This is a genomic window from Ralstonia sp. 22111, assembly GCF_052045895.1.
GTDB lineage: Bacteria > Pseudomonadota > Gammaproteobacteria > Burkholderiales > Burkholderiaceae > Ralstonia > Ralstonia wenshanensis.
The window spans coordinates 459290-471195 of the sequence record NZ_JBQEPR010000001.1 but is presented as its reverse complement, the minus strand read 5'-3'; the positions used below and the strand labels follow the sequence as shown (position 1 = coordinate 471195).

10 protein-coding genes are annotated in these 11906 nt (G+C 65.9%); 8 read left to right on the top strand and 2 right to left on the bottom strand.

The features are described from left to right. Positions 1 to 15: 15 nt before the first annotated feature. From bioB to ACTJK4_RS02140, 8 genes are all read left to right on the top strand, one after another. Complete coding sequence (bioB, locus tag ACTJK4_RS02175; RefSeq protein WP_260804049.1) at positions 16 to 1095, top strand: biotin synthase BioB; 1080 nt, start codon at positions 16 to 18, stop codon at positions 1093 to 1095. Positions 1096 to 1719: 624 nt separating this feature from the next. Then, positions 1720 to 3744 carry an acetyl/propionyl/methylcrotonyl-CoA carboxylase subunit alpha gene (locus tag ACTJK4_RS02170; protein WP_433866110.1) on the top strand — a complete coding sequence of 675 codons (2025 nt, stop codon included), beginning with the start codon at positions 1720 to 1722 and terminating at the stop codon, positions 3742 to 3744. A 108-nt stretch (positions 3745 to 3852) separates the two neighbouring features. Next, entirely contained in the window at positions 3853 to 4794 is a 942-nt protein-coding gene (locus ACTJK4_RS02165) for a 2-hydroxyacid dehydrogenase (RefSeq protein ID WP_440076583.1), read from the top strand. 1 nt (position 4795) lies between these two features. Then, a complete protein-coding gene (locus ACTJK4_RS02160; RefSeq protein ID WP_440815725.1) occupies positions 4796 to 5725 on the top strand; it encodes a hydroxymethylglutaryl-CoA lyase in 930 nt (309 codons plus the stop codon). A gap of 22 nt (positions 5726 to 5747) precedes the next feature. Next, complete coding sequence (locus ACTJK4_RS02155) at positions 5748 to 6248, top strand: YbaK/EbsC family protein (RefSeq protein ID WP_027678443.1); 501 nt, start codon at positions 5748 to 5750, stop codon at positions 6246 to 6248. 10 nt (positions 6249 to 6258) lie between these two features. Next, a complete protein-coding gene (locus ACTJK4_RS02150; protein ID WP_440815722.1) occupies positions 6259 to 6525 on the top strand; it encodes a DUF1289 domain-containing protein in 267 nt (88 codons plus the stop codon). A gap of 12 nt (positions 6526 to 6537) precedes the next feature. Next, the gene (locus ACTJK4_RS02145; protein ID WP_440815719.1) at positions 6538 to 7491 is read left to right on the top strand and encodes an MBL fold metallo-hydrolase; all 954 of its coding nucleotides are present in this window, start codon (positions 6538 to 6540) and stop codon (positions 7489 to 7491) included. 61 nt (positions 7492 to 7552) lie between these two features. Beyond that, positions 7553 to 8233, top strand: a complete 681-nt coding sequence (locus tag ACTJK4_RS02140; RefSeq protein ID WP_440815716.1) for a TetR/AcrR family transcriptional regulator — start codon at positions 7553 to 7555, stop codon at positions 8231 to 8233. 7 nt (positions 8234 to 8240) lie between these two features. Here ACTJK4_RS02140 and ACTJK4_RS02135 read toward each other — a convergent pair whose 3' ends face one another. Both ACTJK4_RS02135 and ACTJK4_RS02130 read right to left on the bottom strand, forming a co-directional pair. After that, positions 8241 to 9827 carry an AMP-binding protein gene (locus ACTJK4_RS02135; protein ID WP_440815714.1) on the bottom strand — a complete coding sequence of 529 codons (1587 nt, stop codon included), beginning with the start codon at positions 9825 to 9827 and terminating at the stop codon, positions 8241 to 8243. 84 nt (positions 9828 to 9911) lie between these two features. Then, a complete protein-coding gene (locus ACTJK4_RS02130; protein WP_440815711.1) occupies positions 9912 to 11906 on the bottom strand; it encodes an acetyl/propionyl/methylcrotonyl-CoA carboxylase subunit alpha in 1995 nt (664 codons plus the stop codon).

The window sequence follows — 11906 nt, the reverse complement described above, 5'->3', positions numbered from 1 at the left end:
TTGAAGGAAGTCCTCATGCAATCCACTCCGCTCAACTTCGTTCCGAACGCCGCCAAGGCGCCCGTCACACCGGGCCAGGCGCCCGACGCGCGCTGGAGCCGCGAAGCCATCGAAGCGCTGTTCGCGCTGCCGTTCAACGACCTGCTGTTCCAGGCGCAGCAGGTGCACCGCGCCAACTTTGATGCGAATGCGGTGCAGCTCTCGACGCTGCTGTCCATCAAGACCGGCGGCTGCCCGGAGGACTGCTCGTATTGCCCGCAATCGGCGCGCTACGACACCGGTGTCGAGGCTGAAAAACTGATGCCGATCGACGAAGTGCTGGAAGCCGCATCGCGCGCCAAGCAAAACGGCGCAAGCCGCTTCTGCATGGGCGCCGCGTGGCGCAACCCGAAGCCGCATCAGCTCGACGCCGTGGCCGACATGGTGCGCGGCGTGAAGGCGATGGGACTGGAGACCTGCGTGACGCTCGGCATGCTCAAGCAGGAACAGGCCGCGCAGTTGAAGGAAGCGGGCCTGGATTACTACAACCACAACCTCGACACCGCGCCCGAGTTCTACGGCGAGATCATCACCACGCGCACGTACCAGGACCGGCTCGACACGCTCGAGCATGTGCGTGACGCCGGCATCAACGTGTGCTGCGGCGGCATCGTCGGCCTGGGGGAATCGGTGCACGAGCGTGCGGGCCTGATTGCCGAGCTGGCGAACATGGAGCCGTATCCGGACTCGGTGCCCATCAACAATCTCGTGAAGGTCGAAGGTACGCCGCTGGCGGGCAACGAAGAACTGGATCCGTTTGATTTCGTGCGCACGATTGCCGTGGCGCGCATCACGATGCCCAAGGCGATGGTGCGGCTCTCCGCTGGCCGTGAGGCGATGGACGACGCGCTGCAGGCGCTGTGCTTCATGGCGGGAGCCAACTCGATCTTCTATGGCGAGAAACTGCTGACGACGGATAACCCGGAGGCGGATGCTGACCGCAAGCTGCTGGCGCGGTTGGGGATGCGGGTGGAGGTGCAGGATCACATGCACCATGAATCGCATGCGGGGGCGCAGTCTTCGCATTGTCATATCGACATTACGCCGGCGGACTGATGCTTTTGATGGGAGGTGGTTTTTGTTTTTTGTGTTGGTGGTCTGCCTCCCTTTCGTCCCCTGCCGGGGCCGACTCACTTTCTTTGTCTTGCCAAAGAAAGTAAGCAAAGAAAGGCGCGCCCGAGATGGCGACTTCCCCTTGAATTTCTGTTGCAGAGAGGGAGGGGAGGCAAACTCGCTTCGCTCAGACAGGCCTCCCCTCTTTTTCCTCTCTGCAACAGAAATTCAAGGCGCCATCTAGGGCTCCAACCGCCACACCATCGGAGCACAAACGCAGTAGTGAATACGCGGCAAGACGCGGAGCGAAGCAAACGGCAATACAGCAACAAACACGGGCCTGACAGAGCATGCACACCAACGGTTTGGCCGTTGACGTTCCTGCCCTAGATGGCGCCTTGAATTTTCGTAAGCGGGCGGAAACAAGACGGGAAACTGTTTGAGCGCAGCGAGTTTTTCCCGTCTCCGCCCGGTTACGAAAATTCAAGGAGGGTGTCGCCATCTCGGGCGCGCCTTTCTTTGGTTACTTTCTTTGGCAAGACAAAGAAAGTGACTCAGCCCCGGCAGGGGATGAAACAAAGGATGCACCACAAGTGCAAAACCAAAACCAGGAGACGTAACAACACCATGATCACCAAGCTCCTCATCGCCAACCGAGGCGAAATCGCCTGCCGGGTCGCCGCCACCTGCCGCAAGCTCGGCATCCGCACGGTCGCGGTCTACTCCGATGCCGACGCCAACGCCCGCCACGTCGCGGCCTGCGACGAAGCCATCCACATCGGTGAGCCCGCCGCCCGCGACAGCTACCTGCGCGCCGATCGCATCCTCGAAGCCGCGCGCGCCACGGGTGCCCAGGCCGTCCATCCCGGTTACGGCTTCCTCTCGGAGAACGAAGCCTTCGCCAAGGCCTGCGCAGACGCAGGCATCATCTTCGTCGGCCCGCCGGCCTCGGCCATCGAAGCGATGGGCAGCAAGAGCGCGGCCAAGGCGCTGATGGAAACGGCGGGTGTGCCGCTCGTGCCCGGCTACCACGGTGACAACCAGGACGCCGCCTTCCTGCGTACGCAGGCCGATCGCATCGGCTACCCCGTCCTCATCAAGGCGAGCGCCGGCGGCGGTGGCAAGGGCATGCGCGTGGTGGAATCGGGCGATGCGTTCGAAGCCTCGCTGGCCTCGGTCAAGCGTGAGGCCTCATCGAGCTTTGGCGACGACCGCGTGCTGATCGAGAAGTACCTCACGCGGCCGCGCCACATCGAAATCCAGGTCTTCGCAGACAGCTTCGGCGGCGCCGTCTACCTGTTCGAGCGCGACTGCTCCGTGCAGCGCCGCCACCAGAAGGTGCTGGAAGAAGCCCCCGCCCCCGGCATGACGCTGGACCGCCGCCGCGCGATGGGCGAAGCCGCCGTCGCTGCCGCACGCGCCGTGGGCTACGTGGGTGCCGGCACGGTCGAGTTCATCGTCGACGAAGATGGCACGTTCTACTTCATGGAGATGAACACGCGCCTGCAGGTCGAGCACCCGGTCACCGAAATGATCACGGGCGAAGACCTCGTCGAATGGCAATTGCGCGTCGCCTCCGGCGAGCCGCTGCCGCGCACGCAGGACGAACTGCACATTCACGGTCACGCGCTCGAAGCACGCATCTACGCTGAAAACCCCGACCGCGATTTCCTGCCCTCCATCGGCACGCTGAAGGTGCTGCGTACGCCGGCTGCGGTGGAATTCACCGTGGGCGCGCAAGCCAATGGCGAACCCGCCGCTGTGCGCATCGACGCGGGTGTGCGCGAGGGCGACGCCATCAGCCCTTACTACGACCCGATGATCGCCAAGCTCATCGTCTGGGGCCGTGACCGTGACGAAGCGCTCGCGCGCATGCTGCAGGCACTGGGCAGCTTCCACCTGGTGGGGCTGTCGTCCAACGTGGCCTTCCTGCGCCGCCTTGTCGCATCGAAGCCGTTTGCGACCGCCGATCTGGATACCGGCCTGATCGCCCGCAATCACAACACGCTGTTCCCGGCAGCGCCGGACGTGCCGCAAGACGCCATCGCCCTGGCCGTGGCTGCGCTGCTCGCCCGCGAGGCGCGCAGCCTGCGCACCGACACGCGCGATCCGCATTCGCCGTGGGCGCGCGGCAGCGGCTGGCGCCTGAACGGCGCGGCTGAGCGCACGCTGCGCTTCTCGCACGGTGACCAGGCCGTCGACGCCACGCTCGTCTACGGCCGCGACGGCTCGCGGCTGAAAGCAAACGGCCATGAAGCGCCCTTCACTTCGCAGCGCCACGCCGACACCTTCACCGTCACGCTGGGCTCGCACAAGGCGACCGGCCAGGTGCATCTCGACGGCGACACGTTCCACGTCTTCACCGGCGGCGCGCACTGGACGCTCGAGCGTCACGACCCGCTCGCCCATGCTGGCGAAGCCGACGACGAAGGCGGCAAGCTGACCGCGCCGATGCCCGGCAAGGTCATCGCCGTGCTGGCCGCGCCGGGGCAGACCGTCACCAAGGGCGCGCCGCTGGTCGTCATGGAAGCCATGAAGATGGAGCACACGCTCACCGCACCCGCCGACGGCGTTGTCGAATCGGTGCTGTATGGCGTGGGCGATCAGGTGACGGAGGGTGTGCAGTTGCTGGCGTTCAAGCCGGCGGAGTGACATCGGAATGACACCCGAATGACGCTCAACGGGGCCGCCACACGCCTTGGCGGCCCCTGCTACACTGCTTGACGTATACGTCAATTACCTGCACTGAAGTCGCCCCACATGCACATCCAGATCTACACGCCCGACGGCAAGCCCCAACCCTGGCTCGATGGTTTTGCGCAGGCACTGCCCGAGGCGCGGCTGTCGGTGTGGGAGCAAGGTGCGGCGCAGGATGCTGACTACGCCGTGGTGTGGCAACCGCCCGCCGATATGCTGCGCGGCCGCACGGATTTGCGCGCGGTGTTCAACCTCGGCGCGGGCGTCGATGCCATCCTGGGCCTGCGCGCGCAATCGCCCGATGCGATTCCCGAAGGCCTGCCGATCGTGCGGCTGGACGACGCCGGCATGGCCGCGCAGATGGGCGAATACGTCACGCATGCCGTGCTGCGCTTCTTCCGCCGGCTCGATGAATACGAGCGCCAGCAGCAAGCGAAGATGTGGCGCTTCCTCAAGCCGTTCAACCGCGACGAATTCGTCGTCGGCGTGCTCGGCATGGGCGTGCTCGGCACGCACATCGCCAAGACGCTGGCAGGCTTCGGCTTTCCGGTGCGCGGCTGGAGCCGTTCTGCCAAGCACGTCGATGGCGTCGATTGCCGGGCCGGTAGCGACGCACTGCCGGGCTTCCTGGCGGGCACGCGCGTGCTGGTAAACGTGCTGCCGCTGACCGCCGACACGGAAAACGTGATCGACGCAAAGCTGCTCGCGCAACTCGCACCCGGCGCGTTCGTCGTCAACGTGGCACGCGGCAAGCATCTGGTGGAAGACGACCTGCTGGCCGCCGTGCGCAGCGGGCATGTTGCCGGCGCTGCGCTCGACGTGTTCCGGACCGAGCCGCTGCCGGCCGACCACCCTTTCTGGACCGAACCGCGCATCCATATCACGCCGCACATTTCGGCGTTGACGCTGCGCGAGGTCAGCATTGCCCAGATCGCGCGCAAGATCCGCGCGCTGGAAGCAGGCGAGCCGATTGCCGGCATCGTCGATCTGCAACGAGGTTACTGACATGTCATTCCCGCATTTCGTGAAGGTGGTCGAGGTCGGCCCGCGCGATGGTCTTCAGAACGAAAAGGCGCCGGTTTCCACCGACACCAAGGTCGAACTGGTGAACCGGCTGTCCGAGGCGGGCTTCGTGAATGTGGAAGCCGCGTCGTTCGTGTCGCCCAAATGGGTGCCGGCAATGGCCGATGGCGCCGACGTGATGGCCCGCATCCAGCGCCGGCCGGGCACGCTGTACTCCGTGCTCACGCCCAACATGAAGGGCTTCGAAGGCGCGGCAGCAGCGGGCGCGGATGAGATCGTGATCTTCAGCGCCGCCAGCGAGGCCTTTGCGCAGAAGAACATCAATTGCTCGATTGCGGAGTCGATCGAACGCTTTGTGCCGGTGGCCAAGGCGGCCAAGGATGCGGGCATTCGCGTGCGCGGGTCGATCTCGTGTTCGCTGGGCTGCCCGTATCAGGGCGAGGTGCCGGTGTCGTCGGTGGTGGATGTCATCAAGCGCATGGCCGACCTGGGCTGCGACGAGATCGACATTGCCGACACGATCGGCGTGGGTACCGCCGGGCAGGTGAAAACCGTGATGGAAGCCGCCGCGGCGACGTTCCCGATCGACCGCCTCTCGGGCCATTTCCACGACACGTACGGCCAGGCACTGGCCAACATCCTCGCCAGCCTGGAAGTCGGTATCGCCATCTTCCACGCATCGGTGGCAGGGCTGGGCGGCTGCCCGTATGCCAAGGGCGCGACCGGCAACGTTGCCACCGAAGACGTGCTGTACCTGCTGCACGGCCTGGGCATCCGCACCGGCATCGACCTGGACAAGGTGGTGCTGGCGGGCGACTTCATCTCGCAAGCCATCGGCCGCCCCACGGCGTCACGTGCAGGCCGCGCGCTGCTGCTCAAGCTGCAGGACCAGATCGCCCAGGCCTGCATCTGAAACCCCACCAAGAACAACGACGATGACCGCTACCGATACGAACGCGCCGCTGCCTGAATCCGCTCAACGCGTGGCCGACCACCTCCGCACGCTCGGCTACGAAAAAGCCATCGTGATGCTGCCGGCCACCGGCAAGACCTCTGCCGAAGCGGCTGCCGGCCTCGGCTGCTCGGTGGCGGAGATTGCCAAGTCGATCATCTTCCGTCGTGCTGAAGACGACGTGCCGGTGCTGGTGATCGCCAGCGGCACCAATCGTGTCGACGAGGCAAAGGTTTCCGCGCACGTGGGCGCGCTGGCCAAGGCCGATGCGAAGTTCGTGCGCGAGAAAACCGGTTACGCCATCGGCGGCGTATGTCCAGTCGGCCATGCGGTCAAGCCCGTGATGCTGCTCGACCAAGACCTGTTCCAGTACGACAGCGTGTGGGCTGCGGCCGGCCACCCGCATGCGGTGTTCAACCTGACGCCTGCCGAACTGGAAGCGATGACCGGCGCGCCCGTCGCCGACATTGCCCAGCGCGACTGATCGCACACGCATGGACGCCTGCACCCGCGCGCAACTGAAGCTATCGCTGGGCAAGTTGCGCAACGGCCGCCAGCAGGCGGAGCGTACGCAGCCGGTGTCGTCTCCGTGCATCAGCGTCTGCAAGATGGACGATGCGCGCGGCCTGTGTATCGGCTGCATGCGCACGATCGACGAAATTGCCGCGTGGTCGACCATGAGCGATGCGGCTCGTCTGGCCGTGTGGAAAACCTTGCCCGAGCGCGCCTGCGCCTGGCTCAACGACGCGCCCTGCGCCTGAGCGCCCATCACCATGGCCGAACACGACATCGTCACCCTGCCTGATTCGATGCGCGTGTTCGAGCGCGGTTGGCTGTCGTCCAACAACATCCTTTTCTTTGATGACGAAGCGCACGGTGGCTGCGCGCTGGTAGACACGGGCTATCTCACGCACGCCCCACAAACGGTGGCGCTGGTGCGGCACGCACTGCAAGGCCGGCCGCTGCGCCGCCTGCTGAATACGCACCTGCACTCCGACCACTGCGGCGGCAATGCGGCGCTGCAGGCCATCTACGGCAGTCACACACGCGTGCCCGCCGCTCAGATCGACGACGTGCGCCGCTGGGACATCGACGCCCTCAGCTACGGCCCCACAGGCCAGGAGTGCGCGCGCTTCACGTTGCCCAAAAGCGATGCCGACGCGGGCCTCGCCGACGGCATGACGCTGCGTCTGGGCGGCTTCGACTGGCAGGTCATTAGCGCGCCGGGGCACGATCCGCACGCGGTCATCCTCTTCAACCCCGACACACGCGTGCTGATCTCTGCCGACGCGCTGTGGGAACGCGGCTTTGGCGTGATCTTTCCCGAGCTGGAAGGCGAAAGCGGTTTTGCCGAGCAGCAGGCCATTCTTGAGCGCATTGCGCAACTCGACGCGCGCGTGGTGATACCCGGACACGGCCGGCCGTTCACCGCCGTCAATGCTGCGATTGACGCATCGCTGGGGCGGCTTGCGTATCTGCGTGCTGACCCCGAGCGCAACGCACTGCACGCCATTCGCGTGTTGGTGAAGTTCAAGCTGCTCGAGCAGCAGGCGTTGTCGCACGACGCGCTTTTCACGTGGTTCACGCAAACCACATTGATGCCACGCTTGCAAGCGCGCTTCTTCGCGAGCCAATCGATGGAGACATTGCTGGATGCCGCGATTGCGGCGCTGGTTAAGGCTGGCGCCGCCACCGTCGAACACGGCCGCATCCTGAACCGCGATTGACGTGCCGCGCGGTGGCGATGCCCCGCTACAATGCGGCGACGCCTCTTCTTCTCCCCAGGGCATGCCGAAACCTGCCACATCCAACCCGGCCGAAGCCGCCACCCAAGCCGCCACTGAAGCCGAAGCACCGCGACGCAAGCGCGGCCGCCCCGCGCAGGATGCCAACGAGGGCTTGCGCCGCGCGCTGATCGAGCAGTCGGCCAGGCTGTTCCGCGAGAAGGGCTACGGCAACACCACGGTGCGCGACATTGCCGCTGCCACGGGCGTGCATGCGGGCAGTTGGTTCTATTACTTCAAGACCAAGCAGGACATCCTGCAGGCCGTGATCGAACACGGCCTGACCGTGGCGCTGGCCGACATCGAGGCCATCGATATCGACCACCTGCCGCCGCGCGAGGCGATGCGCCAGCTGGTGCGCGCGCACCTCTACACGATCCTTGCGCCCCACCAGGATTTCATTCCGGTGATGCTGTACGAATGGCGCTCGCTCGATGCGCAGGCGCAGGAACGCATCATCGCGCTCAAGGACCGGTACGAAGACATCTGGACGCGCGTGATCGAGCGCCTGCGTGCCTCCGGCGAATGGGCCCACCCGACGCCCGTCGATCGGCTGCTGATGTTCGGTGCGCTGAACTGGACGGCACAGTGGTACCAGGCTGGTGCCGGCATCAGCATCGACGCGCTCGCCGATCAGGCGGTGCTGTTCATCCTGCGTACGCCGCCGCAGCAGCCTGCCGCCTAGCGCTTCCTTAGCGCGCATCGCCCTCGAACAGCGTCTGATTGGCGCTGCGCAGCACATGCTTCTGGATCTTGCCCGTCGCCGTCATGGGCAGCTTGTCGACCACGGCGATGTGCTTGGGCACCTCAAAGCTGCCGAGATGCGCCCGACAATGCGCCTGCAGCGCGGCCGCATCGGCGTGTGCATCGGGCTTGAGGCAGACGAACGCGGCCACGGCTTCCACCCAGTGCGCGTGCGGCAAGCCGACCACTGCGGCATTCGCCACGGCCGCGTGCCGTAGCAACACTTCTTCCACCTTGACCGAAGGCACGTTCTCACCGCCGGTCTTGATCATGTCCTTGATGCGGTCCTTGAACTGAAGCTGGCCGTCGGCATCCCACATGCCGAGGTCGCCTGTGTGGTGCCAGCCGAAGCGGCGTGCGTTGGCGGTGGCCTGCGGGTCCTTGAAGTAGCCGAGCATGACGTTGGGGCCGCGGTGCACGATCTCGCCCAGTTGGTTGGGGCCGAGCAGATTGCCTTGATCGTCCATCACCGCGGCCTCGTTCACCATGCACGGCTGGCCCCAATAGTTGCCGGTGCGCTGCAGTTGCTGGTCGGGCGCGAAGTACATCGTCATCGGGAAGATCTCGGTCTGCCCGGAGCCGAGGGCAAAGTTCGGGCACACCTCGGCAATCAGGCGTTCGAGCAGCGGCTTGGCCATCGGCGCCATCGCATACAGGCACAGGCGCAGGCTGGAGATATCCCGCTGCGCACGCAGCGGATGGTGCAGCAGCGCGGCGTACATGAGCGGCAGGCCGAACAGTTGCGTGATGCGCTCGCCGGCAATCGCGTCGAGCAGCGCCGCCGGATCAAAGCCGCGCTGGATGACGAGCGTGGCGCCCACCATCATCGCGGATGCAGCCGTCGCAAACTGCGCGCAGTGGAACATCGGCAGCAGGCACGAGAACACGTCGGTCTCGTTCAGGTTCAGGCCGGCGATGTTGGACATCAGCGCGGCATGCACCGAGCGGTGCGAGTGCATTGCGCCCTTTGGCCGGCCGGTCGTGCCGCTGGTGTACATGATGAGCGCGAGATCGCGATCGTCGATCACCACGTCGGGCAGCGTATCGGCGTGGCCTTGCAGCGCCTGCTCCACGGTTTGCGGGCCGTCGGCAACCGGTTCACCGAAGCATTGGTGCGCCGGGAGCCCCAGCGCATTCAGCGTGTCGCGCAGCGCCGGGTACAGCGCCGCGTCGATCACCACGTGCCGCGCCTCGGCATGTTCGAGGATGTAGCGCACGTCATCCGGTCCAAGCATCGCGTTGATCGGCACCCACACCAGCCCCGCCTTGAGAATGCCGTACGCGGCCACCAGAAACTGCGCCGAGTTGCCGCAGAGCATCGCCACCTTGTCGCCAGGCATGAGGCCGCTTGCAAGCAGCGCGTGCGCATAGCGATTGCTGTCTGCGTTGAGCTCGGCATGCGTCATGCGACGCGGGCCATCGACCAGCGCGACTTTCGCGCCGAACTTGCGTGCACTGCGATGCAACGTATCGCCCAGCGTCACCCGGTTCGGCAGGTTGGCTTCAAGCGTGGTGTCTGGCGTGGCTTCGGACATGGGACGTCTCCTGTGGACTGCATTGACCGCATTGACCGCACGAATTGCACGACGAAACGATGAACAGGAACGGCAACGCAGCCGTCAGGCCGCGGCAATCTCCATCAGCAACCCACCGGGCGCAACCTGCGCCCCGACCTGGGTGAACAGCCCCCTCACCTCGCCTGCGAGCGGCGCGGCAATGCTGTGCTCCATCTTCATCGCCTCCACCACCAGCAGCACCTGACCGGCGCAGACGGCCTCCCCTTCGGCCACATGCACGGCAACGACGCGACCGTTCATCGGTGCGCTGATGCGGCCGCTGCCCGCTTGTGCGCCGCTGCGCTCCGCCTTGGCGTAGGTGGTGTCGACGGCGGTGTGTTCGATGCCATTCAGCACGAAGTGGCACGCAGCCGGGGTGAGGGCGTAGTCCACCGCGTGGCATGTGTCACCCAGCGCGAGCGTGAGGTGACCGTCGCCCTCAGACACAAGCGCAGCCTGCGCGGCACCGCCGTCCCAGGTCAGTTCCCATTGCTGCGCACCGAGCGCACGCAGGCGCATGTCGATGGCTTCACCGTCGAGCGTGAAACGGCACAGCGTCGGGTATGTGCGGCTGCTGGCCCAGCCGCGTAGTTCTGCGGGATAGCGGCGTGCGGCGCCTTCGCGCAAGTGCGTGAGCAGCACGGCGGCCGCCTGGCAGACCGCTGCATCGGGTACGGCAGACTGGCGCGTCGGGGCCGGGAAATGCCGCTCGATGAACACGGTGGACACATCGCCGGCAAGGAACGCCGGATGCACCACGCAATCGCGCAGAAACGCCCGGTTGGTTGGCAAGCCAAGCAGCAGGCAATCGTCCAAGGCGTGCGCAAGACGCCGGCATGCGTCAGCGCGGTCGGTGCCATGCGCGACGATCTTGGCGAGCATCGAGTCGTAGTACGGCGAAACGACGAGCCCATCGGCCAATGCATGGTCCGTGCGGACATCCTGCGGCGCACGCCAGCGGGCGACGGTGCCGGTCTGCGGCAGGAAATTCTGCTGCGGGTCTTCTGCGCACAACCGCACTTCGATGGCGTGGCCGCCTTGTGCACGGCGTGCATCGATGGCGCCTTGCGCCAGCGGCAAAGGCTCGCCCAGCGACACGCGCAACTGCCACTCGACCAGATCGACGCCGATGATCGCTTCGGTCACGGCATGCTCGACCTGCAGCCGCGTGTTCATCTCCATGAAGTAGAACGCGCCGTCCGGGGCGAGCAGGAATTCCAGCGTGCCCGCGCCCACGTAGCCGATGGCACGCGCCGCCGCCACCGACACCGCACCCATGCGCGCGCGCACCTCGGGCGACACCGCGGGTGACGGCGATTCTTCGATCAGCTTCTGATGCCGACGCTGCACGGAGCAATCGCGCTCCCCGAGGTGGACCACGTTGCCATGCGTATCGGCAAACACCTGAATCTCGATATGGCGCGGCTCGACGATGGCTTTTTCGAGGATCAACTCGCCCGAGCCAAACGCGTTCTCCGCTTCGGAACGCGCAGACTGCAGCGCCGCCGCAAACTCGTCCGCCCGCTCGACGCGCCGCATGCCGCGCCCACCGCCACCGGCCGCCGCCTTAATCATCACCGGATAGCCAATCCGTGCGGCTTCCTCCGCCATGCGCTCGGCGGATTGATCTTCGCCCTGGTAGCCCGGCACGCAGGGCACGCCGGCGGCTTCCATGAGGCGCTTGGCACCGGCCTTGTTGCCCATTGCGTGGATGGCACCTGCGGGCGGCCCGATGAAGACGAGGCCCGCGTCTGCACACGCGTTGGCAAAGGCGTCGCTCTCCGCGAGGAAGCCGTAGCCCGGATGGACCGCCTGCGCACCCGACTTGCGCGCCGCCTCCAGCAACGCCGCAATGTTCAGGTACGACGCCTGCGGTTGCGATGCGCCAATCGGCAACGCCAGATCGGCCGCGCGGAAATGCGGCGCATCGCGGTCAGCGTCGGAATACACGGCAACGGTGCGCATGCCAAGGCGACGCGCCGTGCGCATGATGCGCAAGGCGATCTCGCCCCGGTTGGCAATGAACACGGAGCGGAAGGCAGCATGCGGGGCGGCCAT

Bases quoted from the DNA above. Each gene is read 5' to 3' on its own strand.
- ACTJK4_RS02170 (WP_433866110.1), top strand. From the start codon at position 1,720: ATGATCACCAAGCTCCTCATCGCCAACCGAGGCGAAATCGCCTGCCGG.
- ACTJK4_RS02155 (WP_027678443.1), top strand. From the start codon at position 5,748: ATGACCGCTACCGATACGAACGCGCCGCTGCCTGAATCCGCTCAACGC.
- ACTJK4_RS02140 (WP_440815716.1), top strand. From the start codon at position 7,553: ATGCCGAAACCTGCCACATCCAACCCGGCCGAAGCCGCCACCCAAGCC.
- ACTJK4_RS02165 (WP_440076583.1), top strand. From the start codon at position 3,853: ATGCACATCCAGATCTACACGCCCGACGGCAAGCCCCAACCCTGGCTC.
- ACTJK4_RS02150 (WP_440815722.1), top strand. From the start codon at position 6,259: ATGGACGCCTGCACCCGCGCGCAACTGAAGCTATCGCTGGGCAAGTTG.
- ACTJK4_RS02135 (WP_440815714.1), bottom strand. From the start codon at position 9,827: ATGTCCGAAGCCACGCCAGACACCACGCTTGAAGCCAACCTGCCGAAC.
- ACTJK4_RS02160 (WP_440815725.1), top strand. From the start codon at position 4,796: ATGTCATTCCCGCATTTCGTGAAGGTGGTCGAGGTCGGCCCGCGCGAT.
- ACTJK4_RS02130 (WP_440815711.1), bottom strand. From the start codon at position 11,906: ATGGCCGCCCCGCATGCTGCCTTCCGCTCCGTGTTCATTGCCAACCGG.
- bioB (WP_260804049.1), top strand. From the start codon at position 16: ATGCAATCCACTCCGCTCAACTTCGTTCCGAACGCCGCCAAGGCGCCC.
- ACTJK4_RS02145 (WP_440815719.1), top strand. From the start codon at position 6,538: ATGGCCGAACACGACATCGTCACCCTGCCTGATTCGATGCGCGTGTTC.